Source organism: Sphingobium cyanobacteriorum, assembly GCF_030580935.1.
Lineage (GTDB): Bacteria > Pseudomonadota > Alphaproteobacteria > Sphingomonadales > Sphingomonadaceae > Sphingobium > Sphingobium cyanobacteriorum.
Map to the genome: position 1 here is coordinate 63624 of NZ_JAUQOM010000005.1, position 21477 is coordinate 85100.

20 protein-coding genes and 1 pseudogene are annotated in these 21477 nt (G+C 65.3%); 10 read left to right on the forward strand and 11 right to left on the reverse strand.

Features of this window, described 5'->3' with window-relative positions:
* Nucleotides 1–152: 152 nt before the first annotated feature.
* Together Q4610_RS11650 and Q4610_RS11655 are read right to left on the reverse strand one after the other, a co-directional pair.
* Nucleotides 153–1673: a fumarate hydratase gene (locus tag Q4610_RS11650; RefSeq protein ID WP_304536124.1), complete on the reverse strand. Its 1521-nt coding sequence runs from the start codon at nt 1671–1673 to the stop codon at nt 153–155.
* An 86-nt stretch (nt 1674–1759) separates the two neighbouring features.
* Entirely contained in the window at nt 1760–2404 is a 645-nt protein-coding gene (locus Q4610_RS11655; protein ID WP_304536285.1) for a glutathione S-transferase family protein, read from the reverse strand.
* A gap of 526 nt (nt 2405–2930) precedes the next feature.
* On the opposite strand from Q4610_RS11655, the gene Q4610_RS11660 reads away from it, so the two are divergent.
* The 3 genes from Q4610_RS11660 (at nt 2931) to Q4610_RS11670 (ending at nt 6195) form a co-directional block, all read left to right on the forward strand.
* Nucleotides 2931–4772 (forward strand): ribonucleoside-diphosphate reductase subunit alpha, encoded by a 1842-nt coding sequence (locus tag Q4610_RS11660; protein WP_425262562.1) that lies wholly within the window; start codon nt 2931–2933, stop codon nt 4770–4772.
* A gap of 10 nt (nt 4773–4782) precedes the next feature.
* Nucleotides 4783–5055 (forward strand): hypothetical protein, encoded by a 273-nt coding sequence (locus Q4610_RS11665; protein ID WP_304536125.1) that lies wholly within the window; start codon nt 4783–4785, stop codon nt 5053–5055.
* 90 nt (nt 5056–5145) lie between these two features.
* A complete protein-coding gene (locus Q4610_RS11670; RefSeq protein WP_304536126.1) occupies nt 5146–6195 on the forward strand; it encodes a ribonucleotide-diphosphate reductase subunit beta in 1050 nt (349 codons plus the stop codon).
* Nucleotides 6196–6303: 108 nt separating this feature from the next.
* On the opposite strand, the gene Q4610_RS11675 is transcribed toward Q4610_RS11670, so the two are convergent.
* Together Q4610_RS11675 and Q4610_RS11680 are read right to left on the reverse strand one after the other, a co-directional pair.
* A complete protein-coding gene (locus tag Q4610_RS11675; RefSeq protein ID WP_304536127.1) occupies nt 6304–6675 on the reverse strand; it encodes a hypothetical protein in 372 nt (123 codons plus the stop codon).
* Nucleotides 6672–7337: an EI24 domain-containing protein gene (locus Q4610_RS11680; protein WP_304536128.1), complete on the reverse strand. Its 666-nt coding sequence runs from the start codon at nt 7335–7337 to the stop codon at nt 6672–6674. Before Q4610_RS11680 ends, Q4610_RS11675 begins: the two co-directional genes overlap by 4 nt.
* Nucleotides 7338–7449: 112 nt before the next feature.
* On the opposite strand from Q4610_RS11680, the gene Q4610_RS11685 reads away from it, so the two are divergent.
* Nucleotides 7450–8451 (forward strand): adenosine kinase, encoded by a 1002-nt coding sequence (locus Q4610_RS11685; RefSeq protein WP_304536129.1) that lies wholly within the window; start codon nt 7450–7452, stop codon nt 8449–8451.
* Nucleotides 8452–8507: 56 nt separating this feature from the next.
* Here Q4610_RS11685 and Q4610_RS11690 read toward each other — a convergent pair whose 3' ends face one another.
* The 3 genes from Q4610_RS11690 to tsaD are packed head-to-tail and all read right to left on the reverse strand — an operon-like array spanning nt 8508 to nt 12097.
* On the reverse strand, nt 8508–10031 hold the full coding sequence (locus Q4610_RS11690) for a lipopolysaccharide biosynthesis protein (protein WP_425262558.1): 1524 nt from the start codon (nt 10029–10031) through the stop codon (nt 8508–8510).
* A 46-nt stretch (nt 10032–10077) separates the two neighbouring features.
* Entirely contained in the window at nt 10078–11049 is a 972-nt protein-coding gene (locus tag Q4610_RS11695) for an NAD(P)H-dependent glycerol-3-phosphate dehydrogenase (RefSeq protein WP_304536130.1), read from the reverse strand.
* 13 nt (nt 11050–11062) lie between these two features.
* Nucleotides 11063–12097, reverse strand: a complete 1035-nt coding sequence (gene tsaD / locus Q4610_RS11700) for a tRNA (adenosine(37)-N6)-threonylcarbamoyltransferase complex transferase subunit TsaD (protein WP_304536131.1) — start codon at nt 12095–12097, stop codon at nt 11063–11065.
* Nucleotides 12098–12141: 44 nt separating this feature from the next.
* Here tsaD and hemC point away from each other — a divergent pair, with 44 nt between their 5' ends.
* The 5 genes and pseudogenes from hemC to Q4610_RS11725 all read left to right on the forward strand — a co-directional run.
* The gene (hemC, locus tag Q4610_RS11705) at nt 12142–13068 is read left to right on the forward strand and encodes a hydroxymethylbilane synthase (RefSeq protein ID WP_304536132.1); all 927 of its coding nucleotides are present in this window, start codon (nt 12142–12144) and stop codon (nt 13066–13068) included.
* A complete protein-coding gene (locus tag Q4610_RS11710) occupies nt 13065–13736 on the forward strand; it encodes a uroporphyrinogen-III synthase (protein ID WP_304536133.1) in 672 nt (223 codons plus the stop codon). Before hemC ends, Q4610_RS11710 begins: the two co-directional genes overlap by 4 nt.
* 7 nt (nt 13737–13743) lie before the next feature.
* Nucleotides 13744–14643: a hypothetical protein gene (locus Q4610_RS11715; RefSeq protein ID WP_304536134.1), complete on the forward strand. Its 900-nt coding sequence runs from the start codon at nt 13744–13746 to the stop codon at nt 14641–14643.
* Nucleotides 14644–14765: 122 nt separating this feature from the next.
* Nucleotides 14766–15515 carry an esterase/lipase family protein gene (locus Q4610_RS11720; protein ID WP_304536135.1) on the forward strand — a complete coding sequence of 250 codons (750 nt, stop codon included), beginning with the start codon at nt 14766–14768 and terminating at the stop codon, nt 15513–15515.
* A 558-nt stretch (nt 15516–16073) separates the two neighbouring features.
* Nucleotides 16074–16229, forward strand: a pseudogene (locus Q4610_RS11725) (GIY-YIG nuclease family protein); the annotation flags it as partial.
* A gap of 344 nt (nt 16230–16573) precedes the next feature.
* Here the strand turns inward: Q4610_RS11725 and gltX are convergent.
* Nucleotides 16574–17902, reverse strand: a complete 1329-nt coding sequence (gene gltX, locus Q4610_RS11730) for a glutamate--tRNA ligase (protein ID WP_304536137.1) — start codon at nt 17900–17902, stop codon at nt 16574–16576.
* A gap of 93 nt (nt 17903–17995) precedes the next feature.
* Nucleotides 17996–19657 (reverse strand): NAD+ synthase, encoded by a 1662-nt coding sequence (locus Q4610_RS11735; RefSeq protein WP_304536138.1) that lies wholly within the window; start codon nt 19655–19657, stop codon nt 17996–17998.
* A gap of 132 nt (nt 19658–19789) precedes the next feature.
* Here Q4610_RS11735 and Q4610_RS11740 point away from each other — a divergent pair, with 132 nt between their 5' ends.
* On the forward strand, nt 19790–20725 hold the full coding sequence (locus Q4610_RS11740) for a ribose-phosphate pyrophosphokinase (RefSeq protein WP_304536139.1): 936 nt from the start codon (nt 19790–19792) through the stop codon (nt 20723–20725).
* Nucleotides 20726–20742: 17 nt separating this feature from the next.
* Here Q4610_RS11740 and Q4610_RS11745 read toward each other — a convergent pair whose 3' ends face one another.
* Both Q4610_RS11745 and Q4610_RS11750 read right to left on the reverse strand, forming a co-directional pair.
* Nucleotides 20743–20979, reverse strand: coding sequence for a hypothetical protein (locus Q4610_RS11745; protein ID WP_304536140.1), 237 nt, complete (start codon nt 20977–20979; stop codon nt 20743–20745).
* A gap of 35 nt (nt 20980–21014) precedes the next feature.
* Nucleotides 21015–21443, reverse strand: a complete 429-nt coding sequence (locus tag Q4610_RS11750) for a VOC family protein (protein ID WP_304536141.1) — start codon at nt 21441–21443, stop codon at nt 21015–21017.
* Nucleotides 21444–21477: the final 34 nt, after the last annotated feature.

Below are 21477 nucleotides of genomic sequence, written 5' to 3' on the forward strand. Positions count from 1 at the left end.
AATCCTCCCCGCGCGCAGCGGGGGGAAAGGGAAGGGCGCACCTGAATTTGCGCGCCTTCTCGACAGTGCTCCTGCCCGGAGGCATCGCGTTCCCCTCCACCGGCTACGCCGGTCCCCCTCCCCAAGCAAGCCTGGGGAGGATCAAACCGACATCATGCCTGCTCCAACAGCCCTTCGCGCTTGATCTTTTCCTGCCACACCAGGGGCGCGAGGCGGTGAACATTCTGCCCTTCGCTGTCGACGGCGACGGTCACGGGCATGTCCTCGACCGTGAACTCGTATATCGCCTCCATACCCAGATCCTCGAAGCCCACCACCCGCGACTGCTTGATCGCGCGCGCGACCAGATAGGCCGCGCCGCCCACCGCCATCAGATAGGCGCTCTTGTGGTTGGCGATGCTCTGGGTCGCTGCCGGGCCGCGCTCGGCCTTGCCGACGCAGGCGGCCAGGCCCTGTTCCAGCATCATGTCCATGAAGCTGTCCATCCGGGTCGCGGTGGTGGGACCGGCCGGGCCGACCACCTCGTCGCGCACCGGATCGACCGGGCCGACATAATAGATCACGCGGCCCTGGAAATCGACCGGCAGGCTCTCGCCCTTGGCCAGCATGTCCTTGATCCGCTTGTGCGCGGCGTCGCGGCCGGTCAGCATCCTGCCGTTCAGCAGCAGCCGGTCGCCATGCTTCCAGCTCTGCACCACCTCCGGCGTCAGCGTGTCGAGATCGACGCGGATCGCTTCCTTGCTGGGCTTCCAGTCGACCTGCGGCCATTCGGACAATTTGGGCGCTTCCAGATAGGCCGGGCCGGACCCGTCCAGCGTGAAATGGGCGTGGCGGGTCGCGGCGCAATTGGGGATCATCGCCACCGGCTTTCCCGCCGCATGGCAGGGATAGTCGTAGATTTTGACGTCAAGGATGGTGGACAGGCCGCCCAGCCCCTGCGCGCCGATGCCCAGCGCATTGACCTTGTCGAAAATCTCGATCCGCATTTCCTCGATCTTGTTCTGCGGCCCGCGCAGCTTGAGTTCGCCCATGTCGATGGGTTCCATCAGGCTTTCCTTGGCCAGCGCGACCGCCTTTTCCGCAGTGCCGCCGATGCCGATGCCCAACATGCCGGGCGGGCACCAGCCCGCGCCCATCTGCGGGATCATCTCCAGCACCCAGTCGACGATCGAATCGGCCGGGTTCATCATCTTGAACTTGGTCTTGTTCTCGCTGCCGCCGCCCTTTGCCGCGACATCGATCGTAACCTTGTTACCCGGCACCATTTCCACGTTCAGCACGCAGGGCGTGTTGTCCTTCGTGTTCTGGCGGCTGAACGCCGGGTCGCGCAGGATCGAGGCGCGCAGGCGATTTTCGGGATTGAGATAGGCGCGGCGCACCCCTTCATCAACCACATCCTGCATCGAGCGGCTATTGTCATCCAGCCGACAGTCCATGCCCCATTTGATGAACACGTTGACGATGCCGGTGTCCTGACAGATCGGGCGATGCCCCTCCGCGCACATGCGGCTGTTGGTCAGGATCTGGGCGATAGCGTCTTTGGCCGCCGGATTGGCTTCGGCTTCATAGGCTTTGCCCAATGCCCGGATATAATCCATCGGATGATAATAGCTGATGAACTGGAGCGCGTCGGCGACGCTCTCGATCAGGTCGGCGGTCTTGATGAGCGTCATCTTCCCAAAGTCCTTATCTGCCGCCCGCCCTGCACGGCGGGTCTTCGCATCGCGCGGCTAATCGGGAATCCCGTCCAAGTCCAGCATCAGCCATCGGCATAGGGAAAGTTGCGCCACCAGGGCTGTTTCTCCTCCAGCACCCGCGCAACGCTCGGCCGCGACTCCAGCCGGTCGAGATAGGCGGCCAGGACGGGATGATCGCGGCGCATCGGCACGATCTTGTCGGCATAGAAAAGCGCCGGCGCAGCGGCACAATCGGCCAGCCCGAACGTCTCGCCCGCCGCCCAGGTCCGGCCCGCGATCCGCGACCCGATCAGCGCATAGGCCTTGGCCAGCAGCGCGCGCGCCTGCGCCACGCCATGGGGGTCGCGCTCGCCTTCCGGCCGCAGCCGGTCGCCGACCAGCGCCTGCATCGGCGTCATGACATAATTGTCGAACAGCCGGTCCATCAGCCGCGCCTCCAGCGCCGCATCGGGATCGGCCGGGATCGGGCGGAAGGTGCCCGGTTCATGCTGCGCCATATATTCGATGATGATGCTCGCTTCCGCGACGGTGGCGGCGCGCGCGCGGTCATGCAATATGGGGAACTTGGCGATCGGCCACAGCGCCAGCCATTGCTGCGTCACGCCCTCCTCCTCCAGCATCCGCCGCTCGAATGGCACGCCGCTTTCATACAGGGCGATCAGAACCTTCCAGCAATAGGAAGAAAGGGGGTGGTAATAGAGAATCATCATGCGTTCCCATCAACCCATCGTCCATGATTGAGGGGTGGAATCGACCATCGGCGCATTTGCGTGACAAGCCTCAATTTATTTTTTCTTTATCCGCCACCCCTTGCCTTTTTCGAGAGCAAGGAAAGTCCATGCGTCGGCGTCCGCAACATCGCCGACCCGAGTCATGACGGCGACGAACCGAGTCCTCATTTTGTCATTTACCCTCTTGCGCCAACAAGCGGCTATGGCACTATCCATGGTATCGGGTTAACGGGGGTTCCCCAACAGATTGTGATTGCGCCGCCGGATCGATCTCCGCCGGAAGGAGGTTTCCGACCTTGCGATCTGCCCTGTTGGGCCTTTTTCCGTCCCCGGCGCGGTACGGTTCATGCTAGGATGCGCGGCTCACCCGCGACCCGCTTGACCGAATCGAACGAAACAGGAACATTCGGGGGCGGGCATGGACTTTCGGGATAGTGGACAAGGTGGCAACGTGGCAACTGTGATGGACGATCTGCTGGAAGAGGCAAAGACGCAGGCGGAGATGGCACCAGCGTCCTCCGAACCGCTCACATCCTCCACCGTGCTGGCGCGGCGCTTCCCCGTCACGACCGACAGGTCGCGCGATGCGCTGCTGACCGAATTCGGCAAGGATACGCTGAACGACCGCTATCTGCTGCCCGGTGAGAGCTATCAGGATCTCTTTGCCCGCGTCGCTGCTGCCTATGCCGACGACGCAGCCCATGCCCAGCGTGTTTATGACTATATCTCGCAACTCTGGTTCATGCCCGCCACGCCGGTTCTGTCCAACGGCGGCACCGGGCGCGGCCTGCCGATAAGCTGCTATCTGAACTCGGTCGATGACAGCCTGGAAGGCATCGTCAACACCTGGAACGAGAATGTCTGGCTCGCATCGCGTGGCGGCGGCATCGGCACCTATTGGGGCAATGTGCGCGGCATCGGCGAGCCGGTGGGCCTGAATGGCAAGACCAGCGGCATCATCCCCTTCGTCCGGGTGATGGATTCGCTGACGCTGGCGATCAGCCAGGGCAGCCTGCGGCGCGGGTCTGCCGCCTGCTATCTCGACATCTCCCACCCGGAGATCGAGGAGTTTCTGGAAATCCGCAAGACCAGCGGCGATTTCAACCGCAAGGCGCTCAACCTGCACCATGGCGTGCTGCTGACCGACGAATTCATGGAGGCGGTGCGCGACGGCGCCGACTTCGCGCTGCGCAGCCCCAAGGATCAGTCGATCCGCGGCACGGTCAACGCCCGCGCCCTGTTCCAGAAGCTGGTCGAAGTGCGCCTGGCCACCGGCGAACCCTATATCGTGTTCAACGATACCGTAAACCGGATGATGCCCAAGCATCACCGGGATCTGGGGCTGAAGGTCTCCACCTCCAACCTCTGTTCGGAAATCACCCTGCCGACGGGTCGCGACCATCTCGGCAACGACCGCACCGCCGTGTGCTGCCTCTCCTCGATGAACCTGGAAACCTGGGACGAGTGGAAGGATCATCCGACCTTCGCCGAGGATATCATGCGTTTCCTCGACAATGTGCTGCAGGATTATATCGACCGCGCCCCGCCGGAAATGGCGCGCGCCAAATATAGCGCGATGCGCGAACGCTCGGTCGGCCTGGGCGTCATGGGCTTCCACAGCTTCCTCCAGGCGCGTGGACTTCCGTTCGAAGGCGCGATGGCGAAGTCCTGGAACCTGCGCATCTTCAAGCATATCAATGCCAAGGTGAACGAAGCGTCGATGATGCTGGCGCAGGAGCGCGGGCCATGCCCCGACGCCGCCGACCAGGGCGTGATGGAGCGCTTCTCCTGCAAGATGGCGATCGCGCCGACTGCGTCGATTTCCATCATCTGCGGCGGCACCAGCGCCTGTATCGAACCGATCCCGGCGAATATCTACACCCACAAGACGCTGTCGGGCAGCTTCTCGATCAAGAATCCCTATCTGGAAAAGCTGCTGGTCGCCAAGGCGAAGGACAGCAGCGCGGTGTGGAATTCAATCCTGGAGAAGGGCGGATCGGTCCAGCATCTCGACTTCCTCACCCCGGAAGAAAAGGATGTGTTCAAGACCAGCTTCGAAATCGACCAGCGCTGGCTGCTCGAACTCGCGGCCGACCGCACTCCCTATATCGACCAGGCACAGTCGCTGAACCTGTTCATCCCGGCCGACGTGGAGAAATGGGACCTGCTCATGCTCCACTTCCGCGCCTGGGAACTGGGCATCAAGTCGCTTTACTATCTGCGCTCGAAGAGCGTGCAGCGCGCGGGCTTCGCCGGCGGGGTGGAAGCCGACAACACGATCGACGCGCCCAAGTTCGAAATCGGCGAAACCACCGACTATGACGAGTGCCTTGCCTGTCAGTAGGAGAAGCGGAATGTCCGGTAATATTCTTGAAGAACTCGCGCAAATGCTAGAAAGCAAAGGGCTTCCTCCAAGCTATATTGGTCGTACAACCCCGCTAGGGCACGGTATTTTTGGTCGGCGCGTAACGCCTGCTGCTAATGCTCTGCTGGGATATGATGAGCAGACTTCTGCTCGCGTCGCCTCAATTGCATCGCGTGGGTTGCAAGCGCCTGAGAGTTTGACGCTTAGCGAGATCAAATCGGTTTGTGCATCCGCTCTAACGCAAACGCAAAACCATACTTAATCGTCACCCCAGCGAAAGCTGGGGTCCCGCTTCTTAAAGCGCGATGCCTGCGTTCATTGGCATGACGTATCAATCCAAGGATTACCCCAAATGTCCCTTCTCCAAGCCTCCAAGGTCTACAAGCCCTTCGAATATCCCTGGGCCTATGAATATTGGAAGCGCCAGCAACAGCTCCACTGGCTGCCGGAAGAAGTGCCGCTGGGCGAGGATTGCCGCGACTGGGCGCAGAAGCTGTCCGATCATGAGCGCAACCTGCTGACGCAGATCTTCCGCTTCTTCACCCAGGCCGACGTGGAGGTGCAGGATTGCTACCACGAAAAATATGGCCGCGTGTTCAAGCCCACGGAAGTCAAGATGATGCTGACCGCGTTCAGCAACATGGAAACCGTCCATATCGCCGCCTACTCGCATCTGCTCGACACGATCGGCATGCCCGAAAGCGAATATAGCGCCTTCATGCAATATAAGGAGATGAAGGACAAACACGACTATCTGCAGCAGTTCGGCGTCGACACGGACGAGGATATCGCCCGCACGCTCGCCATGTTTGGCGGCTTTACCGAAGGCTTGCAGCTCTTCGCCTCCTTTGCGATGCTGATGAACTTCCCGCGCTTCAACAAGATGAAGGGCATGGGCCAGATCGTCACTTGGTCGATCCGCGACGAAACCCTCCATTGCGAAGGCATCATCAAGCTGTTCCACGCCTTCTGCGCGGAACGCAACTGCCTGACCCCCGCGGTCAAGGACGACATCATGGACATGTGCCAGAAAACGGTGCGGATCGAGGATGCGTTCGTCGATCTCGTGTTCGAAATGGGTCCGGTGCCGGGCATGACGCCCAAGGACATCAAGAAATATGTCCGCTACATCGCCGACTGGCGCTTGGGCCAGCTCGGCCTGAAGCCCATCTACATGATCGACGAGCATCCGCTCCCCTGGCTCGCCCCGCTGCTGAACGGCGTCGAGCATGCCAATTTCTTCGAAACCCGCGCGACCGAATATAGCAAGGGCGCGACGCGGGGCCAGTGGAACGATGTCTGGGACGCCTTCGACCGTCGCCAGAAGATCAAGGGCGGCGAAGCGGCCAACATCGACGCGGACCCCGACATGTTCAAGGCAGCGGGCATCGCGGCGGAATAAGGGGCTGGACCCCCTTACGGAAAGGCGGGATGCGGCCCCCGCCCTGGCGCATGATGGTGATCGGGCAAAGCAAATGGGCGCGACGCGCATCCCATCCCTGTCACCGCGCTATTTTGCCTGGAGCGCACTCGCGCAGGCCGCAGGATCAAGGTCCGTGCCCGATGGCGACCGGGCATCGACATGGGTGACGACCGGCTCTTTTCCGCGCGCCGGAGCGTAGAGATAGGCGTCAAGGACACAGCGGCCATTGGCATATTGCAGCTTGCGCACCGTCGTCTCGCGAATGTCGAGCCGGGGCTGGCCAAACATCTGGGTCAATTGCCGGGCGTCGGCACCGAGGAGCGGGCCTTGTTTCATGAAGGCGCTGGCCGGGGGGCCGGGCGGCGCGACCTGCGCGGAAGGCGGCACGATGGTGCCCGCGCCGCAAGCGGCGAGCGGCAAGGCAAGGAGCGAGGCCCAGAGGCAACGGAGCGTCGTCATGCGGACATTTTTCGGCCGAGCAACATATGGACCGCCATAGCCGCGCTGAAGATCGGCGCAAGCAGGTTGGCGACCGGCACCAGGAAGAGAATCGCCGAAACGAGGCCAAGGAGCCACCGGCTGCCGCGCGACAAGGGCGGCAGGGCGGGATGGCGCGGTTCCACCATGTCGGCCATGTCGTGGCCCAGCAGATAGGCGTTCAAGGCCAAAAACAGTCCGATCGTGCCGATACCCGTCACCAGCAGCAGAATATAGGCGGGTAGCGCGACGATGTTCCAGCCGATCGTCCGGCCGAGCGACAGCAGCGCGAAGCGCAGACTGCGCGCCCAGCCAGCCGGGCTGGCGGTCAGTGCCGCCTGGGGATAGCAATCGCGTTCGACCGCTTCGACGATGTCGTCGGCGAACAGGCCCATCACCGCCATCGCCGTGGCGCGAAACAGCAACCAGCCGGTCGCGACCATCACCAGCACGGTCGCCGCCCCTTCGCCGACACCACCCCCGCCCCAGCCATAATGCAGCCGCAGCGCATGGAATGCGCCCCAGAATGCGGCGGCGAGCAGTCCGAACAGCAACAGGGTCAACAACAGTGTCTTGCCCATCAGGCGCAGCGCCGCGCCATGGAAGATGGACGGAAAGGCGCGCAAGGCGGCGGTCAGGATCATGCCCCTGCTATCCTCCTGACGCCCTTTCCCGTCAATCAGCGCCGTTGCATGAGATCGCCCGCCCCGGTAGAGACGACGAAATTTTATTCCCTTCACAAGACAAGGATATTGCGTGACCCCTTCCGATCCCACGCTTGACGTCGTCGCGATCGGCAATGCCATCGTCGATGTTCTCGCCCGCAGCGACGACGCCTTTCTGGCGCAACATGCGCTGACCAAGGGCGGGATGCAGTTGATCGACGCCGACATGGCCGAAACGCTGTACGCCGACATGGCCCAGGCTAAGGAAATCAGCGGTGGTTCCGCCGCCAACACACTGGCGGGCCTTGCCGCGCTGGGCAAGACATGCGGTTTCATCGGCCAGGTCAATGACGACCAGTTGGGCGCGGTGTTCGCGCATGACGTGCGCGCGCTGGGTATCCGTTACGATACGCCGGTTCGCCAGGGCGACGTGCCGACCGCCCGCTGCCTGATCCTGGTCACGCCGGACGCGCAGCGGACGATGAACACCTTCCTGGGCGCATCGCAGTTCCTGCCGGAAGCGGCAGTCGATTTCGACCTGATCCGGTCGGCGAAAATCCTCTATCTGGAGGGTTATCTGTGGGATCCCGAACAGCCGCGCGCGGCAATGCGGGCGGCGATCGACGCGGCGCGCGGGGCGGGCCGCAAGGTCGCCTTCACCCTGTCCGACAATTTCGTGATCGACCGGCATCGCGCCGACTTCATCGACCTGATCGACAATGGCCAGATCGACATCCTCTTTTCCAACGAGGGTGAAATCCAGTCACTGGCGCAGGTCGATGATTTCGACGCCGCGCTCGCCCGCTTCGCTGGCAAGGTCCCGGTGCTGGTATCGACCCGCAGCGAAAAGGGCGCGGTGGCGATCGTCGATGGCGTGCGCTATGAAGCACCGGCCGCTGCGGTCGCGCAGATCATCGACACGACCGGCGCGGGCGACCTGTTCGCGGCGGGATTCCTGGCTGCCCATATCGATGGTCGCAGTGTAGAGGATGCGCTGGCGCTGGGCGCGGCGGCAGCAGCCGAGGTGATATCCCACTGGGGCGCACGCCCCGAAGAGGATCTGGGCGTGATCCGCGACACACTGTTCGCCTGACAGGGTTCACCTGACAAGCAAGGCCCGCCTCTCCGGCGAGAGGCGGGCCGTTTCGTTTATGCCGGCTTCTGCTTGCGGAAGAGGGTGCGATCGTCGGGGCCGAAGCCCCAGCGCCAGATGACTAGGCCATAGACGCCCAGGATCGCCCACACCCCGACCACCAGTTCGACCCATTCGAAACGGGGCGGCAGGGCGACAAAGGCCGCGCCGACGATGCAGGCGGCACCCGCCGCACTCAATAGCGGCCAGCGCCATGCGTTGATCGGCGCGCCCAGCAGCCGCGACAGCAGCCGCGCCTTGATGAAGGCCCCCACCCCCAGCGCAAGGCAAAGCGCCAGTGCGGGCGCGGCGGCGACCCACATCACCGGCCACCCCAGTTCCCGTGCGAGCAGGATCAGGACGAAGCTGAAGCCCGCCTGCAATCCGATCATGACGAGCGATATCATGAGATTGCGATGACGGGCCATATAGACCAGCGCGGATTCACTGACCACCGCCGTGGCAGCCACCACTTCGGCCAGCAGCAGGAACGCAAGCGCACCGGTGCCGCCGACGAAATGCGGGCCGACAAGACCCATTACCGCTTCGCCGGGAATGCCGAGCGCAAGTGCGATGCCGGCCTGCGCGGCGATGATCCAGAAGCCGACCTGGCTGACCTGGCGGGCAATGGCGGCGAGATTGTTTTCCGCCAGATTGCGGGTGATGACCGGGCCGAGAATGGGGTCGAAGCTGGTCTTGAGCTTTTGCGGCAGCGAGGCGACCTGCTGTGCGACATAATAGACGCCAATCACCGCCGGGCTGACGAACAGGCCCAATATCGCCATGTCGAGCCGACGCGATCCCCATTCGACGCCGTCAGCGGCGGCAAGCGGCAGGTTGCGCCGGGCGAGCCGCCACAAGCGCCCGGCGTCAGGCCGCCAGCCGTGCGGCATGCCATAATGGCGCGCCATCGGGATAAGCGAGGCGACCAGCGCCGCGATCATCGACACGGCATAGGAGAGGATCAGGCCGTCACGCTTTGAATAAAAGACGAAGGCGAAGGCACCGATGCTGATCGCCCAGGGTTCGATGATCGACCGCGCCCGCACCGTCGCCCCCACATCGAAGCGATAGGCGCAGGCAGCGAGCGCCACGTCCGATACCGCCACCGCGATCACCACCAAGGCGAGCAGCCGGTCGAGGCCGTTGATGCCGCTATTGGGGAACATCGCCTGCGGAAAGGCGACCAGGAGAACCGCCCCGACCAGCGCCGCAAGCAACGTCACCACCAGCGCATCGGTAACGACATGGCCATGTGGCCGCTCCGTCTGGCTGAGCGCGCCGGCCAGACCCCGTTTCAGGCCCAGCGTGGCGAGTTGGGCCACGAATTCCACCACCAGCACGGCATAGGCGAAACGGCCCAGCGCATCCGCGCCATACCAGCGCCCGGCAATGAACAGAAATGGCAGGCGCGCGGCGAGTCGCAGCAGGAAACCGAAAATATTGGTTCGCCCACCTTTGGCCAGGGCGGCGATGTCATCCTCCCCCTTCGACACGGATGCCTGCGTGGCCAACGCCTCCTGATCCCCCTGCGTCATCATATGTCTGTCAACTGCTGTAGGCGCAATATGGCGACGGCGCGACGGCTTATTCGGGCCGCAACGGTCGCGCGAGCAGTGCGTCGATCACCGTTCCGAGCGGCGCGGCGTCGGCGAGCAAGGCGCAGACCGCCTCCACCACCGGCATTTCCACCCCAGCCGCGCGCGCGGCATCGCGCAGGACAGGCGCGGTATGCGCGCCTTCGGCCACGGTGCGACGGTTGGAGAGCAGGTCGGCAGCGCGCGCCCCTTCGCCCAGCCCCTTGCCGAGCGAGAAGTTGCGCGAATTGGTGGATGAGCAGGTGAGGACGAGATCGCCCAGCCCCGAAAGGCCGCCCAGCGTTTCCGCCCGCGCGCCCCGCGCCAGGCCGAAGCGGGTCATTTCGGCAAAGCCCCGGCTGATCAGCGCGGCGCGGGCGTTGAGGCCAAGCCCCGCGCCTTCGGCCACGCCGCAGGCGATGGCGAGCACATTCTTGACCGCCCCGCCAATTTCCGCGCCGATCACATCGTCGGACAGATAGGGACGGAAGGACGGGCGGGCGATACGGGCGGCGAGACGTTGGCCAAGGCTGACATCCTCACAGGCCAGCGTGATGGCGGTCGGCAGCCCCCTGGCCACTTCATGCGCGAAGGTCGGGCCGGACAGGACGGCGATGGGTGCGGTCGGCTGCGCCTGTTGCGCCACCTGCGACATGAGCAGGCTGGTGCCCGCCTCGATCCCCTTGGAACAGAGCAGCAGCGGCACGCCGGCGGGCGCCTGGCGCACGACGCTGCGCAGATGCTGCGCCGGGCTGACGACCAGCAACAGGTCGCAGGCCGCCATGTCGGCCATGTCGCCGGTCGCGCGGATCGAGGGCGAGAGCGGGATGCTGGGCAAATAGAGCGGATTTTCATGGACGCCATTGATCGCGCCGACCACATCCGGCTCCAGCGCCCACAGCGCCACGTCCTGGCCGTCGCTGGCCAGCAGTTGCGCCAGCGCCGTGCCCCAGGCGCCCGCGCCAATGACTCCTGCCTTCATGCCTTCACGCCCCTCATGCCTTGACTCCGGCGCCGCGCGCTTTTTCCGCCGCCGGATCGAGCGGCCAGCGCGGCCGGGCGGGGAAAGTGAGATCGTCGACCAGGCCGATCGCATAGCGTTCCGCCCCGGCCCAGGCGATCATCGCCGCATTGTCGGTGCAAAGCCAGAGCGGCGGCGCGACGAAGGGCAGGCCGTGATCGGCAGCCAGCGCTTCAAGCGCGGTGCGGATGGCCATGTTGGCGGCGACCCCCCCGGCGACGACCAGCGCGGTCACGCCTTCGCTTTGCCCCAGCGCGCGACGGGTGCGGTCGATCAGGCAGTCGATCACGGCCTGCTGAAAGCTCGCGGCGATATCCTCGGTCCCATATTGGCCGGACTGGACGGCGCGCATCACCGCGCTCTTGAGGCCGGCAAAGGAGAAATGCGGTTCGGCCGTGCCGACCAGCGGGCGCGGCAGCGGCACCGCTTTTGCATTGCCCCGCGCCGCCGCTTTCTCCACCTGCGGGCCACCGGGATAGCCCAGCCCCAGCAGCTTGGCGGTCTTGTCGAAGGCTTCGCCGGCCGCATCGTCGATCGTGGTGGCAAGGCGGGCATAGGCGCCCGGCCCCTGCACATGGAGCAACTGGCAATGGCCGCCCGACACCAGCAGCAGCAGATAGGGGAATTGCAGGGTCGAATCGGCGAGACGCGGCGAGAGCGCATGCCCCTCCAGATGGTTGACCGCGATCAACGGCTTGCCCGCCGCATGGGCAAGGGCCTTGGCCGTCACCAGGCCGACCATCACCCCGCCGATCAGGCCCGGCCCGGCGGTGGCGGCAATGACATCCACGTCCGCCAGACTCATCTTCGCATCGGCCAGAGCTGCCTCGATCAGGGGGCTGAGCGCCTCGACATGAGCGCGGGCCGCGATTTCGGGCACGACGCCGCCATAGGGGCGGTGCGCCTCCTCCTGTGTGGCAAGGCGATGCGCCAGGATGCGACCATCGGCCGTCACCAGCGCCGCCGCGGTTTCATCGCAGCTCGATTCCAGGCCAAGAATGATGGTCATTGCCGCTTCCATCTAAAGGTCGTGGCCATTAGAGCAAGCCGCATATGCTTTTCACCGACCGACCGTTGCGCCTGGGCACCAGGGGATCGCCACTGGCACTGGCCCAGGCCCATATGACCGCGCAGGCTTTGCGCGCCGCCCATGGCTGGGCCATGGAGGCGATCACCATCGTCACCGTGCAGACCAGCGGCGACCGGATACAGGACCGGGCGTTGGCCGAGATCGGCGGCAAGGCGCTGTGGACCAAGGAACTGGACCGGGCGTTGGCCAGCGGGCAGATCGACTTTGCGGTGCATAGCATGAAGGATGTGGAGACGCTGCGCCCTGACGCCTTCCGTATCGCCGCGATGCTGCCGCGCGCCGATGTGCGCGACAAGCTGGTGGGGGTGGACGGTTTCGACGCGCTGCCGGCCAATCCGATCGTCGGCACCAGTTCGCCGCGCCGGGCGGCGCAGGTGAAGCGGCTGCGGCCCGATGCCACCATCACATTGTTCCGGGGCAATGTCGCGACGCGCCTGGCGAAGCTGGCGGCGGGCGAGGTGCATGCCACATTGCTGGCGGCAGCGGGTCTCGACCGGCTGGACCAGCAGGATGTCGGCACGCTGATCCCGATCGAAACGATGCTGCCCGCCCCGTCGCAGGGCGCGGTGGGGATCGAGACGCTGGCGGCCAATCGCCCGATGCTGGCGGCGCTGGATGCGATCAACGATGTTGACACCTGTGACGCGGTGCTGGCCGAGCGGGCGGTGCTGCGCGGCCTGGGCGGCACCTGCCATTCGCCGATCGCGGCGCTGGCGGTGGTGGACGGCGACGGCCTGTTCCTGCGCGCCGAGATCATCAGCCCGGACGGGACCGAAACGGTGCGGGAAGAGGCGCATTTGCCGCGCGGCGATGCCGCAGCGGCCGAGGCGATCGGCCGGATGCTGCTCGACCGCGCCAGTCCGGCCTTGCGCGCCCTGTTCGAACCGTGACGCGCATCCTCATCCTGCGCCCCGAACCGGCGGCGGGCAGGACAGCGGCCAAGGCGGCGGCGCTGGGGCTGGACGCACAGGTCCATCCGCTGTTCGCGCCCCAGCCGGTCGACTGGACACCGCCACCGCCCGATGCGTTCGACGCCCTGCTGCTGACAAGCGCCAATGGGGTGCGGATGGCCGGGGCGGGCCTGCGCCAGTATCACGCGCTGCCCGCTTATGCGGTGGGAGAGGCCACGGCGCGGGCGTTGCGCGGGGCAGGCTTTGCCGATGTGGTGGCAGGCGTCGGCGATGGCAGTGCCATAGTGCGGCAAATCGCGGCGGACGGGCATGGCCGGCTGTTGCACCTGGCCGGCACCACCGTCGCGCCGATGGAAGCGGGGCCACTTCGGATCAGCCGCATCCCGGTCTATAGTATGGCGAGCCTGCCGCCCGACCCGACCTTGCTGGCGGCGGCGGTGCCGGGATCGGTCCTGCTGATCCATTCGCCACGCGCGGGGGCGCGGCTGGCGGCGCAGATGCCGCAAGCGCAGCGCGCGACACTGCACCTGATCGCGATCAGCACCGCCGCCCTGGCCACCTGCGGGACCGGCTGGCTGAGCGCGACGGCCCCTGCGCTGCCGCGGGATGACGAGATGCTGGCCCTCGCCCGCCGATTGTGCGAATGACGGGACGATGACAGACGAAAGGGTCCGCATGAGCGACGAGGTCGGGGCAGCCAGCATCGGTGCAGTGCCGCCGCCCGTGCGCCGCCGCAGCCTGTTGCCGGTGCTGATCATGGTCTTGCTGGCCTTTGCCCTGGGCGTTGTCCTGACCGTCTGGGCCTGGCCGCAGATCCAGCGGCGGTGGGGCGATCCCCAGCCGCAGGCCGTGCTGCCCGCCGCCATGCCCGGCACGACAGGCGCACCGCAGGCCGTCACGGTCAAACCGCTGACCGCCGATGCCGGGCAGATGCTCGACACGCGCGTGATGCAGTTGGAGGAAAGGCTGAACCGCATCAGCGTGGAGGCGCAGGCCGCGTCGGGCAATGCGGCGCGGGCCGAAGGGTTGCTGGTCGCCTTCGCCGCCCGGCGCGCGCTCGATAGCGGCGCCCCGCTCGGCTATATCGAGGGGCAGTTGCGGCTGCGCTTCGGCCAGGCACAGCCCCGTGCGGTCGCCGCGATCATCAATGCCGCGCGCGAACCGATCACGCTCATCGACCTGCGGGCCGGTCTGATCGATATTGCCGACAGGGTGACGCGGACACCGTCCGACGCAAGCTGGTGGAGCGCGCTGGAGCGGGAAGCGCGCGAACTGGTGACGATCCGCAAGGCGACCACGCCGTCGCCCCGGCCACAGGCGGCGATGGAGCGGGCACTGCGCTATATCGACGGCGGCCGGATCAGCGCGGCGCTGGCCGAGGTGGAGCGGCTGCCCGGCAGGGCGGCGGCCGACCGCTGGATTCAGGCGGCGCGGCGCTATCTGGAGGCGCGGCGCGCGCTCGACCTGATCGAGACGGCGGCCATATTGGAACCGCGCCAGTTGCGCGGAACGGAAGGCGCGGCGGTAAACCAGACATCGCCACTCGCCCCTTAATACATTCTTCAGGATGCTGTCACAAACGACGAACCGTTTGTCCTGATCGACCAAAGCCATGGACGGGGCACCCCATGTCATGAGAATGTCATCTTTCGATTCCGAAAGAGGACCATCCATTCGTGCCCCCCTATGCCGACGCCATTGCCAGTTTCTGGAAGGACCGCCTGGTCGGCGGGCCGCGTGCGCCGGAACGACCGGCATTGCAGCAATTGCTGGGCAATATGTCGGTGCCCTTCGACCTGGCGCGGACCCGCGCGCAGGCAGCGATGCTGGCGCAGGGGATGCGCGGCGACGGGCGGCCGGTGTTGCTGATCCCCGGCCTGCTGGCGTCGGAACGGCGGATGGAGCCGCTGCGCGCCATATTGGAAGCGGCGGGGTATCGCGCGCATGGCTGGGACATGGGCCGCAATTTCGGGCCGAAGCCTGACAGTCTGGAACAGATCGACCGGCAGGTGGACGCGATCCGCCGGGACAGCGGCTCGCCGGTGGCGTTGGTCGGATGGAGCCTGGGCGGGCTGTATGCGCGCGAATATGCCAAATTCGCGGCGCATAAGGTCGGCGGCGTGGTGACGATGGGCACGCCCTTTTCCGGCGATCCGCGCGCCAATCATGCCTGGCGACTATACCAACTGGTATCGGGCTTTCCGGTCGACCGCCCCCCCTTCCCCTGCACCCGCGAAGCCAAGCCGCCGGTGCCGACCGTGGCGCTGTGGTCGCGGCGCGACGGCGTGATCCTGCCCGAATGCGCCAAAGGCCGCGCGGGCGAGCGCGACCGGGCGATCGAGGTGGATTGCACCCATATGGGCTTTGCCGCCGCGCCGGAAGGAATTGCGGCCGTGGGCAAGGCGCTGGAAGCGATCGCCGCCTGATCGCAGGCGGGCCATATGGCCGCCATGAAGCGACCATATGGGTCACAGTTCCGAAATACACAGCGTCGCCAGCATCGTATTTTAGCGGTTTTTTGCGGAAAACAGGACCGGAATGCGCCACCGAAGCGCCCGTGGCGCACCTGTCGGGTCACGACGATGCACCGCCGATGTAACGGCAACGCCCCATATAGATCACGGTGGCGCGTCTGGGCGGGGATGATCGGCGGGCGGGTGCGCGTGCGGAGGGCGGGCAGGTCCATCGACGAGGATAGATCAGAGGAAATCCTACATTGGAAGCGGAATAGGAGGGGGCATTCATGCTCTGCATGATGATGTTTTTCTCATGCGGAGGCCGGGCAGTGGAGGGGCATCCGACTCTTCACCGGCATCTTTCGCCGTGTCGAAAGGCCGGGAGATGGGTTCCCGCCTGCGCGGGAATGACGAAAAGGGGTGGGGAGCGGACTGGCGGGTTGCGGGGTGCAGGTGGGACAGAACAGACAAAGATCCAGCGTCACCCCAGCGAAGGCTGGGGTCTCAGGCGGCGGCGCGTTACAGTAGGGCATGGCGCGCCTCGTTCTGGCGGCGCCACATGATGGCATCGCGCTCGCCATCGCCCGCGAGAAGGCCCTCAAAGCCTGGAAGCGCGAATGGAAAATCCGGCTCGTAGAAGAGAGTAATCCAGATTGGCGCGATAGGACGGACCTTATCCTCTGACCGCCTGAGACCCCAGCCTGCGCTGGGGTGACGATAAGAAGAATGTCCGCTTCAGGACAATGGCACACCTTGTTTTGAAGGCAAAAAATGGTCGTTTCCGGTAATGTCTCCCCTGCAAGGGCAGGGCGATCGTATATGAACAGTCCGTTCGTCCTGAGCATGTCGAAGGACTGTCCTTTTCTTGGCGTGGAACGATTGGATCACGGGAAAAGCTGCGCTTCGACAGGCTCAGGATGAACGGGGCCTTTGCCACATCCAAGGGCACATTCCATATGCGACAGCTCGCTCTGACAGGGGCCGCATGTCATGCCTGCTTCCGGTCCCATCCGGCCGGAAACCCGGCATCAGGATCGCAGGCGGGTCAGGGCTTCGTCACGACCGATCAGCGGGAGCAACTGGCCCATGTCCGGGCCGTGATCAAGGCCCGTCAGCGCGCGGCGGAGGGGGAGGAACAGCGTCTTGCCCTTGCGGCCCGTCTCGCCTTTGAGCGCATCTGTAAGCGCGCGCCATATGCCTGCGTCAAAGGGCAGGTCGGCAAGCAGGCGATGGGCGGCCGTCAGGAAATCGCGGTCGTCCTGCGCCGGTGCGGGCGCGTCGATGGGGCCGGTGACGATGCGCCACCAGTCGGCGGCGCCGGCGACCGTTTCCAGATTGGGGCGGATCGCCTCCCACGCCGCTTCGTCCATGCCCTGGGGCAGGCGATCGGCGACGGCCTCGAAGGGGAGGAGGTGGACGATCTTCTGGTTGAGGGTCGCCAGTTCCGCCTCATCGAAACGGGCGGGCGCGCGGCCGAAATGGGCGAAGTCGAAACTGGCGATCAGGGGGGCCATGTCCGCGAACGGCTCTATGGGTTGCGAACTGCCCAGGCGCGCGAGCAGCGCGGCGATGGCGGCCGGTTCAAGGCCGATCTCGCGGAAATGGGCGACGCCGAGCGACCCCAGGCGCTTGGACAGCTTGCCTTCGCTGCCGGTCAGCAGCGCTTCATGGGCGAATTGCGGCAGGGGCGCACCGAGCGCGGTGAACATCTGGATCTGGGTCGCGGTGTTGGAGACATGATCCTCGCCGCGCAGGACATGGGTGATGCCCATGGCGATATCGTCGATGACCGAGGGGAGCATGTAGAGCCAGGAGCCGTCGGCGCGGCGGATGACGGGATCGGACAGCAATCTGGGGTCGAACCGCTGGTCACCACGGATGAGGTCGGTCCAGGCGATCGGCTGGTCATGGTCGAGCCTGAAGCGCCAGTGGGGGGTGCGGCCTTCGGCTTCATGAGCCGCGATCTGGTCCGGGGTCAGCGACAGGGCGGCGCGATCATAGACCGGCGGCAGGCCGCGCCCCAGCAGGATCTTGCGGCGCAGGTCGAGTTCCTGGGCGGTTTCATAGGCGGGATAGACATGGCCCGATGCCTTGAGCGCCTCAAACCGGGATTCGTAGAGGGCGAAGCGGTCGGACTGTCTTTCCTCGCCATCCCAATGGAGGCCGAGCCAGGCCAGGTCCGCCTTGATCGCTGCGGCATATTCGGGGCGCGAGCGTTCGAGGTCGGTATCGTCCAGGCGCAGCAGGAATTGCCCGCCGCTCTTGCGCGCCCACAGCCAGTTGTGGAGCGCGGCGCGGATATTGCCGACATGGAGATGGCCGGTCGGCGACGGGGCGAAGCGGGTGATGACGGTCATGCTGGTCCTCAACCCGTTCGGTTCGAGCTTGTCGAGAACTGTTCTCGACGGACGTGCCTCGACAAGCTCGACACTGCTCGAACCGAACGGCCGTTATATGGTTCTGAAGCCGTTGGTGATCGGGTAGCGGCGGTCGCGGCCGAAATTGCGGGTGCCCAGTTTCACGCCGGGGGGTGACTGACGGCGCTTATATTCGGCGATGTAGAGCAGCCGCTCGATCCGGGCGACCGTCTCCTTCTCGAACCCGCGCGCGACCAGTTCATCGACCGACAATTCCTCCTCGACCAGGCCGTAGAGGATCGGGTCGAGGATTTCATAGGGCGGCAGGCTGTCGTCGTCGCGCTGATTGTCGCGCAGTTCGGCGCTGGGCGGCTTGGTGATGACGCGGTCGGGCATCACCGGGCCTTGCGGGCCGATGCCCGCGCCCAGGGACGGCACATGCGCGTTGCGCCAGCGGCAGAGGTCGAACACGGTGGTCTTGTAGGCGTCCTTGAGCACCGAATAGCCGCCCGCCATGTCGCCATAGATGGTGGCGTAGCCGACCGACATCTCGCTCTTGTTGCCGGTGGTGAGCAGCATATGGCCATATTTGTTGGACAGCGCCATCAGCGTCACGCCCCGGATGCGCGACTGGATATTTTCTTCGGTCAGGTCGCGCTGGCGGCCGTCGAAAACCGGGGCCAGCATAGAGTCAAAGGCGGCAACGGCGGGTTCGATAGGGATGGTGTCGTAACGGACGCCGAGCAGGCGGGCGCATTCCACCGCATCGTCCAGGCTGTCCTGACTGGTGAAGCGGGAGGGCATCATGACGCACCAGACGCGATCCGGGCCGAGCGCATCGACCGCAACGGCGGCCGACAGCGCCGAATCGATGCCACCCGACAGGCCAAGGACCACGCCGGGGAAACGGTTGCGGTTCACATAGTCGCGCAGGCCCAGCACCATGGCGTTGTAGATGTCGGCCGGGCGGTCATCCAGCGCGTGCGGCTCGCCGGGCAGGCAGACCCACTGGCCGTCCCGCTTTTCCCATTGGGTGAGCGCCAGCGCTTCTTCCCAATCGGGGAGTTGCTGGGCGAGGCTGAGGTCGCCGTTCATGACGAAGGAGGCGCCGTCGAACACCAGTTCGTCCTGCCCGCCGACGCGGTTGAGATAGACCAGAGGCAGGCCGGTTTCACGGACGCGCGTGCCCGCGACGCTGTTGAGGCGGCGGTCATCCTTGTCCACTTCATAGGGGCTGCCATTGGGGCTGATCAGGATGTCCGCGCCTTCAGCTTTCAAATGCGCGGTGACGAAGGGGAACCAGATATCCTCGCAGATCGGCACGCCGATCCTGACGCCCTTGAAATCGATCGGCGCGGGCAACGGGCCGGGAGCGAAAAGTCGCTTTTCATCGAACGTGCCGTAATTGGGCAGTTCGCGCTTTTGCCGGATCGCCGTGACAGCGCCATTTTCCAGCAGCGCGACGACGTTGAACAGCACGCCCTGCGCGGCGACCACGGTGCCGACCAGCATCGCCGGGCCGCCATCGGCGGTTTCCTGCGCCAGCCGGTCGAGCTGGTAATTGGCCTGCGTTACCAGGGCGGGCTTGAGAACCAGGTCTTCGGGCGGATAGCCGATCAGTTGCAGTTCGGGATAGACGATGAGGTCGGCGCCCGTCGCCCGTGCCCGCCATTCCAGCATGGCGTCGGCATTGGCTTTCAGGTCGCCCACGGACTGGGTCATCTGCGCGAGCGCGATCACGAGTTTGTCGGTCATGCCCCGGCCCCTAGTCCATTTTGTCGCAGCGCGCAAAAGCGCCTTTCCACATGGGACTTGCCCCGCTAAAGGGGCCGCGTTTCGCGCATCGTCATCAATTCGTCACGCCACTTCGTTTGGGGGGTTTTCGCCATGAAACTCATGACCGGCAATTCGAACAAGCCGCTTGCGGCCGCCATCGCCGACTATATCGAAATCCCCCTGACCGACGCGAGCGTCCGCCGTTTCGCCGACGAGGAAGTTTTCGTGGAAATTCATGAGAATGTCCGCGGCGAGGACGTGTTCGTGCTGCAATCGACCAGCTATCCCACCAACGACAATCTGATGGAATTGCTGATCATGATCGATGCGCTCAAGCGCGCGTCGGCCAAGCGAATCACCGCTGTCGTCCCCTATTTCGGCTATGCCCGGCAGGACCGCAAGCCCGGCCCGCGCACGCCCATATCGGCGAAACTGGTCGCCAACCTGATCACCACGGCGGGGGCCGACCGCGTGCTCTCGGTCGACCTGCACGCCGGGCAGATCCAGGGCTTCTTCGACATTCCGACCGACAATCTGTTCGGCGCGCCGGTCATGTCGGCCGATATCCAGGCCCGGTTCGGCGACCGCAATGTCATGGTCGTGTCGCCCGACGTGGGCGGCGTGGTGCGCGCCCGCGCACTGGCCAAGCGGCTGGACAATGCCCCGCTCGCCATCGTCGACAAGCGCCGCGAGCGGGCGGGCGAATCGGAAGTGATGAACATCATCGGCGACGTGAAGGGTCGCTTCTGCATCCTGATCGACGACATCGTCGATTCGGCGGGCACGCTGTGCAACGCCGCCGCCGCGCTGAAGGCGCAGGGCGCCGAGGAAGTCGTCGCCTATGTCAGCCATGGCGTGCTGTCGGGCGGCGCGGTGGCGCGGGTCGAGGCGTCGGAACTGCTGGAGCTGGTCATCACCGATTCGATCCAGGGCACCGACGCGGTCAACGGCGCGAAGAGCATCCGCCACCTGCCGATCGCCCCGCTGCTGGGCGAAGCGATCAAGCGCATCGCGGATGAAAGCTCGGTGTCCAGCCTGTTCGATTGATAGTGCCTGCCCCCCGTTCAGGCGGCAGGCAACAGCACCAGCGGCGCGCATAGCATCAGGATCAGCGCCACGACGACACGCTGGCCGCGCGAGATGCCGAGCGGCTTTTCGCGCCACAGCATCGGACAGGCCAGCACCGCCAGCGCGATCAGCATGTTGGACAATGTCGCCGATCCGCCGACCGGCATGTCCTGCCGCAGGGCGAGGCCCGTAAACAGGGTGATGAAGCTCAATATCCAGCCGATCAGCGCCATGCCGGTCAGCCTAGCAAGCCGATCTTGCCGAAGCCTTAATCGATCGGCGTCCAGGGATCATAGCTGCCGAAGCTCCACACATTGCCTTCGGGATCGAGCGCGGTGTAGCCGCGGCCGGGATAGCCGTCATTGTCCTGCGGTTCCTGCACCACCACCGCGCCTTCGTTGCGGGCATGGAGGCAATGACCGTCGGGATCGGGCACGACGACATAGACGGACGCGGTGATGCCGCCCAGGTCGCGGGCGGTGGACCAGGTGTAGAGCGATTCGCCTTCCATGTCCCTGACGCTGCCCAGCAGCACCATGCCATCGCCCAGCACCAGTTGGGCGTGATGGATGATGGTCGGGTCGGCATCATCGGGATAGACGGCGTGGCGGGTGAAGCCGAAGGCGGCGCACAGGAAATCGATCGCGGCGGGGGCGTTGGCGTAGCGCAGGCACGGGATGACGGGCGAACCGGGCATGTTCCTCTCCTTCATGTCTTGCGCCGCGCAGTCT